Source organism: Streptosporangium sp. NPDC053982 (assembly GCF_055585205.1).
In genome coordinates, this window is sequence record NZ_JBVJKQ010000002.1 from 376,797 (window position 1) to 393,894 (window position 17,098).

Below are 17,098 nucleotides of genomic sequence, written 5' to 3' on the forward strand. Positions count from 1 at the left end.
GGGCGCGTCAGGGCCTGCGGGCGATGAGGACGTTGGTGATGTCCTCATCCTCCCAGTCCGCACCGCCCGGGTTCGCCGCGGCCAGCGCCTCACGCAGCGCCTCGGTGAACGCGGGCAGCCGGTCGCCGAGGAGGGCGGGCGAGGAGTAGGAGAACGACAGCTGCAGGCCCACGACGTCCTCGGTGGAACGGCGGATCACGCGGGTGAAGCACCGGGACTCCATCCGGCGGAACGGAGACCCGCGCAGCACGTCGTCGTGGTGCCGCCCGGTCTGCTCGTACGACTCGCTGTTCGCCCGCCACTCCAGCCCGAAGTCCCGCCGTACGGCCCGCACCACCGGTTCCCAGGAGGGATCCTCCGGGTCGTGGACGGGACCGACGACGACGACCGCGCCGTGCGGGGGCAGGAGCCGGTCGAGGTCGTCGAGCACCCGTTCGCGGTCCATCCAGTGGAAGGAGCGGCCCATGACGACGTGGTCGATCCGGCCGAGCGGCAGCCCGCCGAGCATCGAGGAGTCGCCTCGCACCCAGCGGATCCCGGGGACGCCGTGCCGGGCGCCCTCGGCGAGCATCTCCTCGCTGGGATCGACGGCCACGACCTCGCCGGCCCCGGCCGCGAGGGGGATGGCCAGGGTGCCGGGCCCGCAGCCCAGATCCAGAACCCGCGACGCGGCGTCCAGGGGTAACGCGGCGGCGATGTGGTCGATGACCTCCGGCCCGTAGTCCGTACGGTGTCGCGCGTAGTAGGCGGCGGTACCGGCGAACAACTCAGCCTTGGAGATCATGCATTCAGGGTAGATGCGCAGGCCGCGTGGGTTGCTTGCCGATTGCCGTATCCGCGGGGGAGCGGTGGCGGGGCCGGGCAAAGGCATCGCCAAGCGGTTCGTGTCGCGGCTCCGGAGACGGATGATCACCTGTGTCCTGGCGGGAGTGTCCACCACGCTCTCCTGGAGGCCGGAGATGAAGAGAACACTCCCCATCGGCGTGCTCGCGCTCGGACTGCTCGCGACCGGCTGCGGCGCGGGCGAGGCCGGGGCGACCGGGCCGGACGCCGCGGTACGGGCCGAGGCGTCACCCACCTACGGCGGGCCGTCCGTCTCGCCGGCGACCCGGTCCCTGGTCGGCCTGGGCGACACGAGGCTCGGGAAGGTGCTGACGGATTCCGGGGGCCGCACCCTGTACCTCTTCGAGAAGGACCGGAGGGGCAGGTCCGCCTGCTACGGCGACTGCGCCACGGTGTGGCCGCCGTACCTCACCGGGGACCGGCCGCGGGCCGGAAGCGGAGCCAGGGCGTCGCTGCTCGGCACCGTCCGGCGGACGGACGGCACGCGGCAGGTGACCTACGGAGGTCACCCGCTCTACCGCTACGTCAGGGACCAGAGGCCGGGTGACGTCACCGGTCACGATGTGGAGAGCTTCGGCGACGAATGGTACGCCGTCGGCGTGAACGGCAGGAAGGCGGAGGACTGAGGACGGCCCGAGGTTTCACGTGAAACCTCGGGCCGCGTCCTGCCGGCGGCCCCGCGCCGAGTCCGGGCGGCGGCTCCGCCCCGATTCCTGCCGACGGCTTCACGCCGCGTTCGGGCGGCGACCCTGCCCCGGTCCCCCGCGGATCACCCGGCGGGGACTCCGCGCCGGTCCCGGACGGTCCCTCCGGTGGGCGCGGTCACCCGGTTCCGGTACCAGCGCAGGAACCCCGTGAACGTCAGCGCCGAGGTCACCGCGCCGCCCGCGACCCGTACCCAGTGCCCGGCGACGAACTCGGCGGCGACGGCGCGGAGGTAGCCGGCGGGGTGGGTGCCGACCGGGTCCACGAACATGATCGTGTTGCGCGGCCAGAAGAAGACGGCGGAGAAGACGAACTCCGCGCACACGAACGCCACGGTGGCGCCGATGATCCACCAGCGCACCGCCGGCGTCCGCCAGGTGAGCAGCGACGTCACCACGGCGCCGAGGATGAAGGCCATCCCGAGCGGGGGGAAGAAGTCGGACGGCCCGCCGGCGACGATGAACTCGCGGGCGAGGTCGAGCGAGGCGGGCGGATCGCGGAAGATGTTCGGGTAGAGCATCACCGTCTCGCCGAGGATGCCTCCCCACGAGATCAGCGACGTCCATACGAGGACGAGCAGGATCACCGTCGTGACACGCGGAGGGACGCGTGACAGGAGGTCGAAGAGGCGGGTCATCGGGAGCTCCGTTCGTGGTGTTCGCCTGCGTCTCCGGCACGGGAGGACGCCGGGTCCGGGTCCGTGGGCCGTCCGGCCCGTTCCGTCTGTCACGGCTGGTCAGGCGGGTGGCCCACGGAACAGAACCTAGGCGTCACGGGGCTCGCGGTCGTCCGGCTCGGAGCGTCATCGGGTGTCGTGTCCGGACGGCTCGGAGCGCCGCCGGGTGTCGCCTCCGGGCGGATCGGAACGTCATCGGATGTCGTGCCCGAGCGGGCCGGACGCGACAGCCGGTGTCGCACCCGGACGGCTCGGAGTGCCGCCGGGTGTCGCCTCCGGGCGGCTCCGATCGCCGTCCGATGTCGCCTCCCGGCGTATCCGGCCGGTGCCGGAATACGCCTCCGGACGGCGGCGGCACCCGGAGTGACCTCCATAAACTGCACGCATGGGGAGATCCCGGATGCGCGCGGTCGCCGTCGACGCCGGTATCGGGGCGGCCGTCGCCGCGGTGAACGCCGTCGCGATCAGCGCCGACGTCGGCGGCGAGACGGCGCCGCCCGTGACCGCCTACCTCTTCGCGGTGACGTTCGGCGCGCTGATGTTCGCGCGCCGGCGGTTCCCGGTGGCGGTCCTGCTGGTCACCGCCGCCGGGCTGGTGGCCTACTACGTCCTGCGGTTCCCCCCGGTCGGCCTGGCGCTGCCGCTGGCGGGCGCCCTGTACTCCGCCGCCGAGGACGGCCGGTGGAGGTGGGCGGCCGGGACGGCCGCGGCGGTGACCGCGCTGTCCACCTTCTTCCGGTTCCGCGAGGGAGACGACCCCGCCTACCTGTTCGGGCTGGAACTGGCCTCGACCGTGGCGCTGATGGTCGCGATGATCGCTCTCGGCGACGGCATCAGGGCGCGCCGGCTGCTGCGCGCCGAGATCCGCGACCGGGAGGCGCGGGCCGCCGCGGAACGGGAGCGCGCGGCGGCGCTGCGGGCGGAGGAGGAACGGCTGCGGATCGCCCGTGAACTGCACGACGTCCTCGCCCATACCGTCACGGTCATCTCGGTTCAGGCCGCGGTCGCGGCCGAGGCGCTGGAGGACGACCCGCCCGCGGCGGCCACCGCCCTGGGGGTGATCCGGGAGGCCGGCGGGGAGGCGATGAGGGAACTGCGCGCGACGCTCGGGCTGCTGCGCGGCGACTCCGGAGACGGCCGGGACGGCGGGACGGACGGGAACGGCGTCCTCGCGCCGGTCGGCGGGCTGGCCCAGCTCGACCGGCTGGTCCGTACGGCCGGCGACAGCGGCCTGCCCGTACGGCTGCGGATCGCGGGCGAGCCGGTGGACCTGCCGCGCGTCATCGACACGGCGGCCTACCGTGTCGTACAGGAGGCGCTGACCAACGTGCTGCGCCACGCGGGCGCAGCCTCAGCCGAGGTGCTGGTCCGCTACGGCGCCGAGCTGGTGATAACCGTCACCGACGACGGCCGGGGCGCCACCGGGCACGGGAGCAGGCCCGGGGAGGGCCGCGGGCTGCTCGGCATGGCGGAGCGGGTGGCGGTGCTCGGCGGCGCCCTGCGCACCGGGAACGGCCCGGACGGAGGGTTCCGGGTGGCCGTCACGCTTCCGCTCGCGCCACGGGGACGGATCGGCGCGGACGCCGCCGGGGCCGCCCGATGATCGCCGATCGGGCCGGCGGCGGGCAGACCGGTGATGGGCGGGCCGGTGATGGACGGGCCGGCGGCGGGCGGGCCGGCGGTGGGCAGGTCATCCGGGTCGTGCTCGTCGACGACCAGTACCTCGTCCGCACCGGTCTGAGGGCGCTGCTGGAGCGGGCGCCGGACATCACGGTCGTGGGGGAGGCGGACGACGGCGCGTCCGGCGTGGCGACGGCGCGGGCGCTACGGCCCGACCTCGTGCTGATGGACGTGCGCATGCCCGGTGTGGACGGGATCGAGGCGACCCGGCGGATCGTCGCGGACGACCGGCTGCGCCCGGTCCGGGTGGTCGTGCTCACCACCTTCGACACCGACGAGTACCTGTTCGCGGCGATCCGGGCGGGCGCGGTGGGGTTCCTGCTGAAGGACACCGGCCCCGAGGAACTGCGTGAGGCCGTGCGCACCGTCGCGTCCGGTGACGCGCTCCTGTCCCCGGCGGTGACGCAGCGGGTCCTGAACGCGGTGGCCGAGGCGTCGGGGCGGCTCGATCCGGGCCTGGTCGCGGGGCTGACCGAGCGGGAGCGCGAGGTGCTCGCCGAGATCGCGCTGGGCCGCTCCAACGCCGAGATCGCGGAGGCGCTCTTCATCAGTCCGGCCACGGCCCGTACCTACGTGAGCCGGCTGCTGACCAAGCTGGACGCCCGCGACCGCGCCCAGCTCGTCGTCATCGCCTACCGCAGTGGCCTGGTCCGCCCGGGAAACCCCTGACCGCGCCCCGGCGGAGTCCAGGCGACCGCGTTCCCGCTCGTCCCGCCCCCGCCCGCCTGCTCCCGCCGGATCGGTACGGCTCGTCCGGCGCGATCCGCCGTGCCGATCACCTCGGGACGGCGGCTCGTCCGGCGTGATCCGCCGCACCGATCACCTCGGGACGGGCGGCCGGCCGGATCACCGCGCGGGGACGGCGAGCGTCTCCCATGTCCCGGGTCCCGCCGTGCAGGGGCCGCCGTCGTGCACCTGGAACAGGCCGGCTGCCGGCTCCACCAGCACCGTGGCGAGGGTCGCCCACCGGGTGCCGAGCCGTCCGTCGGCCGGGGCGTGACAGCAGACCTCGGCCCCGTCGCCGGGGTGGACGGTGAGCAGCGCGGCGAGGTCCCCGGGGCCGCCGATCCCGTCGCGCCCGCGGACCCGCTCGCCCAGCACGCGCAGCCGGTCGTAGGTCTCCGGCTCCAGCCGTCCCCGGTGCTCCCCGGCTGCCAGCTCCGGGTCCTGGAAGTGGTTGGTGCGGACCAGCCAGCCCCCGGCGTCCGGACGGACCACCGCGGCGCCCGCCGGGCTGACCTCGACCGACGCGGCCCGGCCGGCGGTCACGACCGTCATCACGGTGGAGGCGGAGACGGGGGCGCCGGTGATGAGGTCGATCGCGTCGTCGAACGACGCCGCGGAGCCGAGCACCCTGCGGGCGACGAGGTGGACGGGCACGCCGCCCGCGCCGTCGCCGGTGTGGCCGAGGATGTTGAACAGCACGCCCACCCCGGCCTCGTTGAGCCCGATCTTCCCCAGGATGCCGTACTCGGTGATGCCGGTGAACGCCAGCGTGCCGCCGTCCGCCGGGTCGCCCGCCGCGCCGCGGACCGACTGCGGGTGCCAGCCGCCGGCCAGCTCCTCGTGCCAGTCCCAGCTCTGCCCGCCTGCGGTGCGGGAGGTCCCCACATGGACCAGCGTGGAGCACTCGCCCGCGCGGACCGCGGCGGCCTCGGACAGGATCTCGGTCCGGGCGTTGAGCGCGGCGACGACCCACAGCGGCACACCCGCGCCCTCGGCCACGCCCTCCATCTCCTCGGCGAGGTCCGGCGCCCACGCGCGGGTGGCCGCGACGCTCGCCAGCGCGAGCGCGGGGACGTCGAGCGACCTGCCGCCGGTCGCGGCGGTCGCGTCGAAGAGGTCGGCGTACGTCCGCCATGTCCGGGCCATCCCGGCGGCGGTCCGGCGTCCCCGCTCCCGGCCGCGGGCACGGGGGCCGGTCTCCTCCAGCAGCGGATGCGGGCGGTGGTTCACGCCTCGACCTCCGTGGCGTCACGCCCCTCCGCGGCGTCGCGTCCGTCCGTGGCGTCGCGTCCGGCGGCGCGGACCGGCCGCCATCCCGGCCGGGGAGCGCTGTCGCGCAGCAGCCTGGTGTAGGGGTGCCGCGGGTCGTCCAGCACCTGGGCCGTGCTCCCGCGTTCCACGATGCGGCCCTGTCGCATGACGACGACCTCCTCGCTCACCTGCCGTACGACGGACAGGTCATGGGTGATGAACAGATAGGTGAGCCGGCGGTCCCGCCGGAGCTCCGACAGGAGGTTCAGGACCTGGGCCTGCACCGACACGTCGAGCGCGGCGACCGCCTCGTCGAGCACGAGGACGCGGGGCTCGGCGGCCAGCGCCCGCGCGATCGCCACCCGCTGCCGCTGGCCGCCGCTCAGCTCGCCGGGCAGGGACCGGGCGTGCGCGGGGCGCAGGCCGACCTGCTCCAGCAGCTCCTCGACGCGGCGGCGCGCCTCGGCGCCGGTGACCCGGTGGTGGGCCGTCAGCACCTCGGCGATCGCCGATCCGGCGGTGCGGCGGCGGTTCAGCGACCCGTTGGGGTCCTGGAACACCATCTGGACGTCCCGGGCGCGGGCCCGCCGTTCCGCCCGGCGCGGCCGCCGGGCCACGGGGCGTCCGGCGAGGACGACCTCTCCCTCGTCCGCCGCCTCCAGCCCGACGAGGATCCGGGCCAGGGTCGTCTTGCCCGACCCCGACTCGCCGACCACCGCCAGGCAGCTTCCGTCGGCCACGGTGAGGCTGACGTCGTCGAGGGCGTCGACCGTACGGCGTCCCGCGCCCCGGCCGGTGGCGAACCGCTTGCGCAGCCCGCTGATCTCGATGACGTTCCCGTCCGAAGCGCTCACGCCGTCGCCTCCGTCCCCGTCGCGTGGGCCAGCTCGCCCGCCAGTTCCTCCTCGCGCGCGCACCGTACGGCGCGGTCGCCGTCCCGGACGAGCGGGATCTCACCGCCGGTGCATCGGGGTTCCGACCAGGGGCAGCGGCCTGCGAACGCGCAGCCCTCGCCTGTTTCGTAGGCGGCGACCGGCCGTCCAGGGATGACCGGGAGCACCGGGGCCCGCGCGGTGAGGCTGGGCCGCGAGTCGAGCAGCAGGCGCGTGTACGGGTGCCGCGGCGCCGCGTGGAGCCGTTCCGGGGTCGAGACCTCGACGATCTCCCCGGCGTACATCACGGCGATCCGGTCGCACACCGCCGAGGCCAGCTCCAGGTCGTGGGTCACGAAGACCATCGACATGCCGTGCTCGCGCCGCTGCTCGTCGAGGATCGCCATGACCTCCGACTGCGTGGTCACGTCGAGCGCGGTCGTCGGCTCGTCGGCGAGCAGCAGCCGCGGCGAGCCCGCCACGGCGGCGGCGATGACGACCCGCTGGAGCATGCCCCCGGACAGCTGGTGGGGGTAGGAGTTCATGCAGCGGTCCACGTCGGTGATCCCGACCTGCGCGAGCAGGTCGCGGGCCAGGCGGGTGGCCGTCCGCTCGTCCTGCCCCCGCGCGTCGCACAGTCCCTCGACGAGGAACCGCGAGACCCGCAGCAGCGGGTTCAGCGCGGCCCGGGGGTCCTGGCTGATCATCGCCATGGACTCGGCGCGCACCCGGCGCAGGTCGGCCGGGCCGAGGCCGCGCACGTCCCGGCCGTCCAGCAGCACCCGGCCGGTGACGCGGGCGCCGCGCGGCTCGGTACGCAGCACGGTCCGCAGCGTCATCGACTTGCCCGAGCCGGACTCGCCGACCAGGCCGAGCGCCTCACCGGGCGCCACCGACAGCGAGACGCCGCGCAGCAGCGTCCGGTCCCCGGAGGGGTGCGGTACGGCGAGACGGACGTCATCGAGTTCGAGAAGGCTCATGCCGCACCTCCCGGGGCGCCGGATGCGGGAACGCGCGTGCCGCGCTCCGCCGTGCCGGGTTCGAGAACGCTCATGCCCTGCCTCCCGCGGCGCGGCCGCCGAGCCGTTCGCCGATGACGCTGAACGCGGCCACCGCGACGACGATGCACGTGCCCGCGAGCAGGCTCTGCTGCGGATGTCCCTGCAGCAGGGAGTCCTGCCCCTGGGAGACCATCAGCCCCCAGTCGGCGGTCGGCGCCTGGACGCCGAGGCCGAGGAACGACAGCGCGGCCAGGTCGATCATCGCGTAGCCGAAGTTGATGGCGGCGCCGGTGAGGATCTGCGGCGCGATGTTGGGCAGCAGGTGCCGCCCGCTCACCGTGACCCCGGACAGACCCTGCAGCTCGGCCGCCTGGACGTAGGGGAGCCGCCGTTCCCGCAGCGCGACGCTGCGCAGTACCCGCGCGGTGTAGGGCACGTACGCCATGGCGAGCGCGACCGTGGCCTGCGCCATGCCGGTGCCGAACACCGCGACGACGATGATCGCCAGCAGCAGGTTGGGGAAGGCGAACAGCAGGTCCAGCACCCGGCCGACGAGGGCGTCCACGCGCCCGCCGAACCAGGTGGCGACGAGCGCCAGCAGGGTGCCGCCGACCCCGGCGATCACCACGACGGCGGCCGCGCCGAGCAGGCTGGTCCGCGCGCCGTACAGCAGCCGGGACAGCAGGTCGCGGCCCGACTGGTCGGTGCCGAGCAGGTGATCGGGACCGGGCGGGAGGTAGCGCTGGACGATGCTGCCGATGTCGGGGTCGTACGGCGCGAGCACCGGCGCGAGCAGCGCGGCCAGCACGAGCAGCGCGGCGACCGCGACCGCGGCGACGCCGAGCGGGCCGAGCCGCCCGGCCGGACCGCCGAGCCGCCTGCCGACCAGGCCGCCGGGCCGCCGGGTGGGTGGGGCGAGGGTCGTGGTCCTCACGCGGCCCCACCTCCGTCGTACGGACCCGGTACGGGGGACACGGCGCTCACGCGCTCTCACCTCCGAGCTGGACGCGCGGGTCGATCACCGCGTAGAGGACGTCGATCACGAGGTTGACCACGCCGAACACCGCGACCAGGACCAGGGCGACGGCCTGGACGACGGCGAAGTCCTTCTGCTGCACGGCGTTGATGAGCAGCGCGCCGACGCCGTCGAGGGTGAAGGCGTGCTCGACGACCGTCGCGCCCGCGACGAGCGCGGCGATGTTCACCCCGACGATCGTCGTCACCGGCAGCATGGCGTTGCGGACGATGTGCCGGCGGGCCACCGTACGCCAGGGGACGCCGCGGGACAGCGCGACGGAGACGTGTTCGGTGTCGCGCTCCTCCACCACGGCGGTGCGGGTGATCCTGGCGACCACCGCCGCCGCGGGCAGCGCGAGCGCCACCGCGGGCAGCGTCAGGTGCAGCACCCGGTCGGAGAGGCCGGAGCCGGCCCCGAAGACCGGGAACCAGCCCAGCGTCACGGAGAAGACGCTCATCAGCAGCAGCGCCGCGAAGAAGGTGGGAATCGCGAAGCCCACGCTGGAGCCCAGCAGCACGGCCGTGTCGGCGAGGCCGCCGCGCAGGCCCGCCACCACCCCGGCCACGACGCCGAACACCACGATCAGCAGGGCGGCGTAGGCGGTGAGCCAGGCGGTCGTGGGGATGCGGGAGGCCAGCAGCGAGGCGACGTCCTGGCGGGTGGTGAGGGACTCGCCGAGGTCGCCGGTGAACACGCCGGTCAGCCAGTGCCAGTAGCGCAGCAGGAAGGGGTCGTCCAGGCCGTACTGGGCGCGGATGGAGGCGAGGACCTCGGGGCTGACCGTCCGGCCCTGGACGAGGAAGCTCTCGGGGGTGCCGGGCGCGAGGTACATCGCACCGTAGATGACGAAACTGGAGAACAGGAGGGTGACGGCCAGCGCACCGAGCCGCCGGATCACGAAGCGTTGCACGAGGACTCCGTTACGGGGGTCCGGGGCGCGCCGCCGCGCCCCGGGCCGGTCGTGGTCAGGCCGCCCCCAGGCTCGCCGCCCAGGGGTAGTAGAGGTAGACGAACGAGGCCGGGACCCCGGTCACCCGCTTGTTGAGGAACAGCTGCACGGCCGGGGCCGCGATCGGGATCCAGGGCGTCTGCTCCATGACCTTCGCCTGGATCTCCGCCGTGATCTTCGCGCGTTCGGTGTCGTCGGCGGTGGCCGCCGCCTTCCCGATGAGGTCCTGCACCTGCGGGTCCTCGTAGCCGTTGAAGTTCTGCGACCCGCCCTTGGCGGCGATCGTGCGCAGGAAGGCGAGCGGGTCGGGGATGTCCATGTAGTTCGTCGTCATGAACCCGTCGTATCCGGCGCGCGCCTTGGCGTCGGAGAAGAAGGCGCCGTACTGCGCGCTCGGCACGCCCTTGGGCTGGATGGTGAGGCCGAGCTCGCGGCCGGCGTTGGCCACCTCCGACAGGATGTCGGCGTAGAACTGGCGCTCGCTGGGGTAGGCGATCGTGATCGGCGCGCCGCCGGTCTTGCCCGCGACGAGCTTCTTCGCCTCCTCGACGTTCTTCTTCGTGTCCGGCAGGGCGTCGTAGGCGGGCCCGAACACCTCGTCGCCGTAGGACCAGCCGCCGCGCGGCACCAGCGAGCGCGACGCCTGGGCGGTCCCGGCGAACACGGTCTGGGCGATCGCCTCGCGGTCGGTGGCCGTCGCCAGCGCACGCCGTACCGCGGGGTCGCCGAGGAGGCCGTTGCCGGTGCTGATGACGGCGACCGTCTGCAGCGACCTGCCGAGGTAGAGCTTTCCGTTCTGCGACGCCGACAGCCGGTCCAGCGCGCCGACGGGCACGTCGTAGGACCCGTCGATGGCGCCGGTGTCAAGCGCGCTCGCGATCGCGCCCGGGTCGACGATGAACCGCAGGTCGAGCTGCTTCGTCCTGGCCTTGCGGGCCGCGTCCCAGTAGGCGTCGTTGCGCTCCAGTGTGATCTTGGAGCCCTTCTCCCAGGAGGCGGCCTTGAACGGGCCGGTGCACATGACCGATCCCTCGGGCGTGCCGTACTTGGAGCCCGCCTTCTCCCGCTGGGCCTTCTCGACGACCACGCCGACGGGCGTGGCCATGTAGGAGTTGAGCGTTGCGTCGGGCTTCTTCAGCCGGATCGTGACCTCGTGCTCGCCGGTCTTGCCGATCGAGTCGATGTTGCCGGTGATCTGGTCGGACGCCCAGTAACTGCCCTCGTCGGGGTCGAGGTGGCGGCGGAGGCTGAACACCACGTCGTCGGCGGTCATGGGCTCGCCGTCCCAGAAGGTCACGCCCTCGCGCAGGGTGTAGACCCAGGTCTTCGGGTCGGGGGTGGCGACCTTCTCGGCGAGGTTGGGCTTCACCGAGTAGTCGGGGTCGAGCCGCATCAGGCCCTCGCAGAGGTTGGCCACGACCGTGTTCTCGGGGTAGTTGAACGCCTTGATCGGGTCGAGCGACGCGGGCTCGCCGAACGGCAGGTTCCACGTGGCCCTGTCCAGTTCGCCCTTCGCCGCGGGGGTGGTGACGATCAGGTCGCCGGTCTTCTGCGCGGCCGCCGGACCGGCGGGGGCGGCCGGGCCGCCGGATCCTCCGCCGCCGCACGCGGTCAGGCCCAGGCCGAGCGTGACGGCGAGGGCCGCCGTCGCACGTATACGCATCCTTGTCCTCCGAACACTTCAAAGGGGGTCTGGCCCCGCGGCGGGACGGCGGGTGACCGTCCGCGCCTCGGGGCGGTGGGTGGCCCCTGCGACGCGATCGGCGGCGGTACCACGCACAAAACGTTTTGGAAACTGGACCGTATCGGAGAAAAACCCCTAGTAAAAGGTTTTGTGTCCTACTCTTTACCTATGTCGAAGGAGGCGCTCCCCGCCGTGCGCGCGACGATCAGAGACGTCGCCCGCGAAGCCGGAGTCTCGGTCACCACGGTCTCCCACGCGCTGAACGGCAAGGGAACGGCCTCGGAGGAGACCCGCCGCAAGGTGCTCGCCGTCGCCGAGCGGCTGGCCTACCGCGCCCACCCCATGGCGCGGGGCCTGCGCCGCGGGCGCACCGGCGTGCTCGGCCTCGACATGCGCCCCCTCGACTCCATCGGCTCCTACATCCCCGAGGGCGTCGACTACTTCGTCCGGTTCGCCGGCGCGGCGGCGGTCACCGCGCTCGACCACGGCCTCGGGCTCATGCTGGTGCCCGACCTGACGCGCTCGGACGTCTCCCGGGCCGCCCTCGGCGTGGACGGCTACGTCATCGGCGACCCGACGCGCGACGACCCGGTCCTCACCCGGCTCCTCGACGCGTCCATGCCGGTCGTCACGGTGGGCCGCGACCCCGGGCGGCCGGACTTCACCGACTGGGTCGGCACCGACGACGCCGACGAGACCGGGCGCATGCTCGACCTGCTGCGCTCGCGCGGCGCCCGGCGCGTCACCTTCCTGGCCGGTACGGACGACAACGCCTGGAACGTCGACTCCGAGGACGCCTACCGGAAGTGGGCCGCCCGCCACGCCATGGCGGCGCGGGTGCTGCGCGTCCCCGAGGCGGCCGGCGAGGACGGCGGGCGCGACGCCGCCCGGCGGCTGCTCACCGGCACGGGGGAGCGGCCGGACGCCGTCCACTGCCAGACGGGCCGCCACGCGGCGGGCCTGCTCGCCGAGGCCCGGCTGCTCGGGGTGGCCGTGCCGGACGACCTGCTCGTGACGGCCGGGTCGGACGCGCAGCAGACCCGCATCGCCTCTCCCGCGATCACCGCGCTCGACCTCGCGCCGGAGGAGACCGGCCGGGCGGCCGTCGAACTGCTCATCGCCCGCCTGTCCGGCGAGCCGGCCACCGGGCCGGTGGTCGTCCCCGCCCAGCTCCACGTCCGCGCCTCCACCGGCCCGGCCTGACCGCCGTCCCCACGCCGCCGGGACCGGCCGGACCGCCGCGCCGTCCGGTCGCTTCCGAGCCGGTCGCCGGTACCCGTCGCCCGGACCGGTCACCCGGGACGGTCACGCGGTGGACGGGTGGCCCTGCCACGGGCCCGGAGCGGTCGTGGACCGGGGTCAGCTGTAGTGGCGGAACCGCGGCCACAACCGGTCCCACGGCGCCACGGGGTCGTGGCAGACGAGGATCGGCAGGTGCTGCTCCTCGTTGGACAGCCCGACGCCGTTGTCGATCCGGCCGCGCCGCTCGCACGAGGCGAACGACCGCCCGTAACGGACCGGGGCGTCGGTCACGACCACCGCGACCCGTGCCGAGGCGGGCGGCGGGCCGTACCGGTACAGCTCGTTGTGGCCGCTGTAGACGGCGGGCAGACCGTACTGCCGGGCATAGCGGGCCAGCACCCCGGCCTCGCCGTAGTTCTCGGTGAGGAGCACGGCCCGCGCGCGGTCCGCCGGCGGCAGATCCCGGACCACGGCGGCGACCCGCGCGGCGAACTCCGGCCAGCCGACCGACTCGCGCGCCACCTCGTTCAGCGCGGCGACCGGGCTCCCCTCCAGCGACGCGGGCGGAACGACCGGCAGTGCGACGACGGCCGAAACGAGCGCGCCGGCGGCCAGGAACCCGCCGAGCAACGCGCGCCGCCCCGCCCGCCCCACCGGGCGCCCCACCGCCCGCTCCACCGGGCGCCCCGCCATCTGATCCGCCGGCCGCCCCGTCCGCTCCGGCGTCCGCTCCACCGGCCGCCGCGCCGGATGCTCCGCCGTACGCCCCGCACCGGACATCCACCGCTCGGCGGGGCCGCAGCCCGCCGCGAAGAGCAGCACGAGCATGCCCACGACGTAGTCGGCGCGCCCTCCCGAGTACAGCATCAGCGCGCAGGCCACCGCGTAGGCCAGGACGAGGCACCGCAGGCGGGGCTCCCGCCACAGCCGTACGGCGCCGGCCACCTGGAGCACCGCCTGGACCGGCCCAAGCAGCAGGACCTGCAGCGGCACGAACATGACCCGGTTCTCCGCGCCGTCGTCGGCTTCCAGCGCCGCGGCCATCTGCACCTGCGGCCAGCCGTGCGTCGCCTGGTAGACCAGGTTGGGCGCGGCGAGCGCCAGAGCCAGCAGCGCGCCGAACCAGATCCGGCGGTCCCGCAGCACGTCGCGCGGGCCGGCGGCCAGCACGCCCACGCCCACGGCGGCCAGGAGCAGCACGACGAGCTGCCGGTTGTAGGTCGCGACGCCCGCGACGGCCCCCACCGCGAGCCACCAGCGCCCGTCACCCCGCAGTGCCCGGACACAGAACAGGACCGCCGAGACCCACAGCGGCAGGTCGATGCTCAGGGTGAGCAGGGTGTGCCCGGCGACCAGGACCATGGTCGCGGTGGCGACGCCCGCCGCGGCGAGGACCTGAGCGGTCCGTCCCCCGCCCAGCTCCCTGGCCAGCAGGGCCGTCAGGACCACCACGAGGGCCGCGATCAGGGCCGGAAGGACGCGCAGCGAGGTCACGCCGTCCCCGAACAGCCCGATCGAGACGCGGGCGATCATCGGGGTCAGCGGCGGGGTGTCGAAGTACCCGAGTGCCGGGTGCTCGCCCAGCAGACGGAAGTACAGCTCGTCCCGGTGGTAGCCGTAGCGGGGGCTCACGGCCAGCAGCACGGCGGAGACGGCCAGGGCGGTCACGACGACGGGCACGCGGGCGAAGCGGGGGGTTTCCGGCACCCCGCCATCATCCGCCCCCGGACCCGTCCCCGGAACCGTCATGACCGCGGGGCACGGCCGGCCCGGCGAAGGCGCCGGGAGGCCGGGCCGGTCACGGACGCGGCGAGCCGTGTCCCCGGCCGCGTCACCCCCCGGTGGCAGACTGATGACCATGCAGAAGCTCTCGCTGGACGCCCTGGCCCGGGAACACCTCGAACGCGCCGCGACCGCCGCCACCGGCCGCAGCGCCGCGACCGTGTACGGCGGGCACGAACACGTCCTGCGGCAGACCGTCCTCGCCCTGACCGAGGGCACCACCCTGGCAGAGCACGACAATCCCGGCGAGGCGACGCTGCTCGTGCTGCGCGGACGGCTGCGGCTGGACAGCGGCGAGACCTCCTGGGAGGGAAGCGCCGGCGACCTGATCATCGTCCCGCAGGCCCGGCACAGTGTGACGGCGCTGGAGGACGCGGCGGCCCTGCTGTCCGTCGCCAAACGTCCCTGATCCTTCCGCCACCTCGCGGCCGGTTCCCGGCGCCGGTGAGCCGGAGCACGGACCGGGACGGCCGTGGGACGGGCGGCCGGTCACGCCATGGGTCGGGGTCGGCTGTGGCGGCGCGCCTGCGGCCACAGCCGGTCCCACCCGGAGCCGACGGTCTCGCGGCATGTCGCGCGGCGGTCAGAGGGGACCGGAGCCGGTATGTCGGACGTGCTCGCCGCAGCGGTGCCGGGTGCGGCCGTTGGTGCGGTCCACGAACGGCCGGCCACAGCCGGTCACCACACACCTCTTGACCCGCTCCCACCCGGCGGCGGCCACCAGCGCGGCGAGCGCCGCGGCTGCCGCGGCCGTCTCCCCGGACGGCGACCGCTCGGTGAGGACCACCAGCCGCCACCGTCCGCCCTCCCTCCGCAGCCTCGGCACCGCGCCGTAGCGCGCCAGAGTCTCGTTCAGCTCGCCGGCGGCGGCGTCCTCGTCGGGCAGTGCGGCCAGCACGGACGCCAGCCCGCCCCGGCCGAGGGAGCCGGCCTCCAGCAGCCGCTCGGCCCGCTCCAGCTCCGGGTCCAGTTCACGGAACGGCGGCAGCACGGGTGGCCGGGGCCTCCTGGGCACGGCCGCTATCCCGCTTCGACCGCCACGCCCATCGAGCGTGCCGTACCGGCGATGATGCGCATGGCGGCTTCGACGTCCGTGGTGTTCAGATCGGGAAGCTTCCGTACGGCTATGGCCCTGAGCTGCTCGACGGTCAGCGTGCCGGCCCGGTCGTGGCCGGGCCGGGCCGAGCCCTTCGTCCCCAGCGCCTGCCGGATCAGGAACGCCGTCGGCGGCGTCTTGTACCGCAGCCGGAACGATCGATCCTCCAGCACGGTGATCACGACCGGTACGACCTCGCCCCGCCGCGCCGCGGTGTTCTCGTCGTACTCGCGTTTGACCGCGACGAGGTTCACCCCGGTCGGGCCGAGCGCCTTTCCCAGCTCGGCCACGGCCGCGTTGCCCGCGTCGAGATGGATCGTGGTCTCGAACAACGTGTTTCTCGGCGGCATGCTCCACCCCTCGGTCCTGATCGGTTCGTCGGGTGGACGCTACGAATTCCAGCCGCTGGAGACTCAAGCGGGAAATCCGGGGACCCGGGCGGGGAACGGCCGCGTCACGCCGGATCAGCGGCCGAGGTCGATGACCTGTCCGGGTTCGGCGACGCCGGTCTCGCCGTCGAACCGCGCCTCCGCCGCCCGCCGGGCCGCCTCGCGACCGGTTCCCGGCCACAGGTGGGTCAGCAGCAGGCGGCCCGCGCCGGCCCGGGCCGCCTGCGCGCCGGCCTGCCGGGCACTGGTGAGGTAGGGCGCATCCCCGCCGGGCACCTCGTCGACGTAGGTGGCCTCCGCCACCAGCAGGTCGGCGCCGCGTGCCAGCTCGACCACCTCCGGGCTCGGCCCGGTGTCGCCGGTGTAGGCCAGGACGGCGCCGTCCGCCTCCAGCCGGATGCCCGCGTTGGGAACGTGGTGGGGCAGCGGGCGGGTGCCGGCTCTGAAAGGCCCGATCTCGAACGCGTCGCCGGGGACGACCTCGTGGAGGGCGTAGGAGGCGGCCAGCATCCCCGGCTTGTCCAGTGCCAGTACGACGTCCAGCGCCCCGGGCGGCGCGAACACCGGCAGCGCGGGAACCGGCTCGTCCCCCAGGGCGCGGGCGCGGAGCAGGGGGTTGAGGTCCACGCAGTGGTCGGGGTGCCCGTGACTGATCCACACCGCGTCCACCCGCCCGGCCGCCACGTGCTCCAGCAGGCGGGGGAACGTGGCGTAGCCCAGGTCCATGACCAGCCGGAACCCGTCGTGCTCGACGAGGTGTCCGCTGCACGCCGACCCCGCCTCCGGCCACGCCCCGCACGCTCCAAGGACGGTGATCCTCATTCCGCCGACCCTACAAGCATCTCTGGGAAGACCGCCGGGTCCGGTGCCGGGAAGCGCGTTAGATGTCCTCGCGCGCGGCGCGGACCGTGTCCTGGACGGTGGCGGGACGTCGGCGCCTCCCTCCGCGGACCGCGGGTCCATGGCGGTACCGGCCCTCCGTCCCGGGGAGATCGGCCTGTCCCCTGCCCGGAGACCTCAGGAGGGCGGACGCCGTGGGACGGGCCGAGGCCGGGCGGCGTTTCTTCGTCCGTGCGGTCCTCGGGGTTTTCGTCCGACGAGAACTGATAGCTTTGTGCACTTTAATCATTAAATACACGGGGTGGAGTTAATGCGGCGATTGGTGTGTTTGGTTGGATGCTTGG

17 protein-coding genes are annotated in these 17,098 nt (G+C 74.3%); 5 read left to right on the top strand and 12 right to left on the bottom strand.

Annotation, left to right across the window (positions count from 1 at the left end; genetic code table 11):
• Window positions 1-7: 7 nt before the first annotated feature.
• Window positions 8-784, bottom strand: coding sequence for a class I SAM-dependent methyltransferase (locus tag ACZ6W9_RS04520; RefSeq protein WP_389961269.1), 777 nt, complete (start codon window positions 782-784; stop codon window positions 8-10).
• 175 nt (window positions 785-959) lie between these two features.
• Between ACZ6W9_RS04520 and ACZ6W9_RS04525 the strand changes: the two genes are divergently transcribed.
• The gene (locus tag ACZ6W9_RS04525) at window positions 960-1,469 is read left to right on the top strand and encodes a COG4315 family predicted lipoprotein (protein ID WP_389961267.1); all 510 of its coding nucleotides are present in this window, start codon (window positions 960-962) and stop codon (window positions 1,467-1,469) included.
• A gap of 143 nt (window positions 1,470-1,612) precedes the next feature.
• On the opposite strand, the gene ACZ6W9_RS04530 is transcribed toward ACZ6W9_RS04525, so the two are convergent.
• The gene (locus ACZ6W9_RS04530; protein WP_389961265.1) at window positions 1,613-2,185 is read right to left on the bottom strand and encodes a hypothetical protein; all 573 of its coding nucleotides are present in this window, start codon (window positions 2,183-2,185) and stop codon (window positions 1,613-1,615) included.
• 424 nt (window positions 2,186-2,609) lie between these two features.
• On the opposite strand from ACZ6W9_RS04530, the gene ACZ6W9_RS04535 reads away from it, so the two are divergent.
• Both ACZ6W9_RS04535 and ACZ6W9_RS04540 read left to right on the top strand, forming a co-directional pair.
• Window positions 2,610-3,827 (top strand): sensor histidine kinase, encoded by a 1,218-nt coding sequence (locus ACZ6W9_RS04535; protein ID WP_389961264.1) that lies wholly within the window; start codon window positions 2,610-2,612, stop codon window positions 3,825-3,827.
• Window positions 3,824-4,573, top strand: coding sequence for a response regulator (locus tag ACZ6W9_RS04540; RefSeq protein ID WP_470116722.1), 750 nt, complete (start codon window positions 3,824-3,826; stop codon window positions 4,571-4,573). The genes ACZ6W9_RS04535 and ACZ6W9_RS04540 overlap by 4 nt, the downstream gene beginning before the upstream one ends.
• Window positions 4,574-4,750: 177 nt before the next feature.
• Here the strand turns inward: ACZ6W9_RS04540 and ACZ6W9_RS04545 are convergent, their stop codons facing one another.
• The 6 genes from ACZ6W9_RS04545 to ACZ6W9_RS04570 all read right to left on the bottom strand — a co-directional run bounded on the left by ACZ6W9_RS04545 (window position 4,751) and on the right by ACZ6W9_RS04570 (window position 11,384).
• Complete coding sequence (locus tag ACZ6W9_RS04545) at window positions 4,751-5,860, bottom strand: C45 family autoproteolytic acyltransferase/hydolase (RefSeq protein WP_389961260.1); 1,110 nt, start codon at window positions 5,858-5,860, stop codon at window positions 4,751-4,753.
• Window positions 5,857-6,735, bottom strand: a complete 879-nt coding sequence (locus ACZ6W9_RS04550; RefSeq protein WP_470116723.1) for an ATP-binding cassette domain-containing protein — start codon at window positions 6,733-6,735, stop codon at window positions 5,857-5,859. Before ACZ6W9_RS04550 ends, ACZ6W9_RS04545 begins: the two co-directional genes overlap by 4 nt.
• The gene (locus ACZ6W9_RS04555) at window positions 6,732-7,733 is read right to left on the bottom strand and encodes an ABC transporter ATP-binding protein (protein ID WP_470116724.1); all 1,002 of its coding nucleotides are present in this window, start codon (window positions 7,731-7,733) and stop codon (window positions 6,732-6,734) included. Before ACZ6W9_RS04555 ends, ACZ6W9_RS04550 begins: the two co-directional genes overlap by 4 nt.
• A gap of 70 nt (window positions 7,734-7,803) precedes the next feature.
• Window positions 7,804-8,688 carry an ABC transporter permease gene (locus ACZ6W9_RS04560; protein WP_389961254.1) on the bottom strand — a complete coding sequence of 295 codons (885 nt, stop codon included), beginning with the start codon at window positions 8,686-8,688 and terminating at the stop codon, window positions 7,804-7,806.
• Between the two features lie 46 nt (window positions 8,689-8,734).
• Window positions 8,735-9,682, bottom strand: a complete 948-nt coding sequence (locus ACZ6W9_RS04565; RefSeq protein WP_389961252.1) for an ABC transporter permease — start codon at window positions 9,680-9,682, stop codon at window positions 8,735-8,737.
• 55 nt (window positions 9,683-9,737) lie between these two features.
• Window positions 9,738-11,384: an ABC transporter substrate-binding protein gene (locus ACZ6W9_RS04570; protein ID WP_389961250.1), complete on the bottom strand. Its 1,647-nt coding sequence runs from the start codon at window positions 11,382-11,384 to the stop codon at window positions 9,738-9,740.
• 189 nt (window positions 11,385-11,573) lie between these two features.
• Between ACZ6W9_RS04570 and ACZ6W9_RS04575 the strand changes: the two genes are divergently transcribed.
• Entirely contained in the window at window positions 11,574-12,608 is a 1,035-nt protein-coding gene (locus tag ACZ6W9_RS04575) for a LacI family DNA-binding transcriptional regulator (protein WP_389961248.1), read from the top strand.
• A 156-nt stretch (window positions 12,609-12,764) separates the two neighbouring features.
• Here ACZ6W9_RS04575 and ACZ6W9_RS04580 read toward each other — a convergent pair whose 3' ends face one another.
• Window positions 12,765-14,354 (bottom strand): glycosyltransferase family 39 protein, encoded by a 1,590-nt coding sequence (locus ACZ6W9_RS04580; protein ID WP_470116725.1) that lies wholly within the window; start codon window positions 14,352-14,354, stop codon window positions 12,765-12,767.
• A 151-nt stretch (window positions 14,355-14,505) separates the two neighbouring features.
• Between ACZ6W9_RS04580 and ACZ6W9_RS04585 the strand changes: the two genes are divergently transcribed.
• Complete coding sequence (locus ACZ6W9_RS04585) at window positions 14,506-14,838, top strand: cupin domain-containing protein (RefSeq protein ID WP_362933848.1); 333 nt, start codon at window positions 14,506-14,508, stop codon at window positions 14,836-14,838.
• 174 nt (window positions 14,839-15,012) lie between these two features.
• Here ACZ6W9_RS04585 and ACZ6W9_RS04590 read toward each other — a convergent pair whose 3' ends face one another.
• The 3 genes from ACZ6W9_RS04590 to ACZ6W9_RS04600 all read right to left on the bottom strand — a co-directional run bounded on the left by ACZ6W9_RS04590 (window position 15,013) and on the right by ACZ6W9_RS04600 (window position 16,736).
• On the bottom strand, window positions 15,013-15,420 hold the full coding sequence (locus ACZ6W9_RS04590) for a CGNR zinc finger domain-containing protein (protein ID WP_389961244.1): 408 nt from the start codon (window positions 15,418-15,420) through the stop codon (window positions 15,013-15,015).
• Between the two features lie 29 nt (window positions 15,421-15,449).
• Window positions 15,450-15,875, bottom strand: a complete 426-nt coding sequence (locus ACZ6W9_RS04595) for an uL11 family ribosomal protein (protein ID WP_389961242.1) — start codon at window positions 15,873-15,875, stop codon at window positions 15,450-15,452.
• Window positions 15,876-15,989: 114 nt separating this feature from the next.
• Window positions 15,990-16,736 carry an MBL fold metallo-hydrolase gene (locus ACZ6W9_RS04600; RefSeq protein WP_389961240.1) on the bottom strand — a complete coding sequence of 249 codons (747 nt, stop codon included), beginning with the start codon at window positions 16,734-16,736 and terminating at the stop codon, window positions 15,990-15,992.
• Window positions 16,737-17,098: the final 362 nt, after the last annotated feature.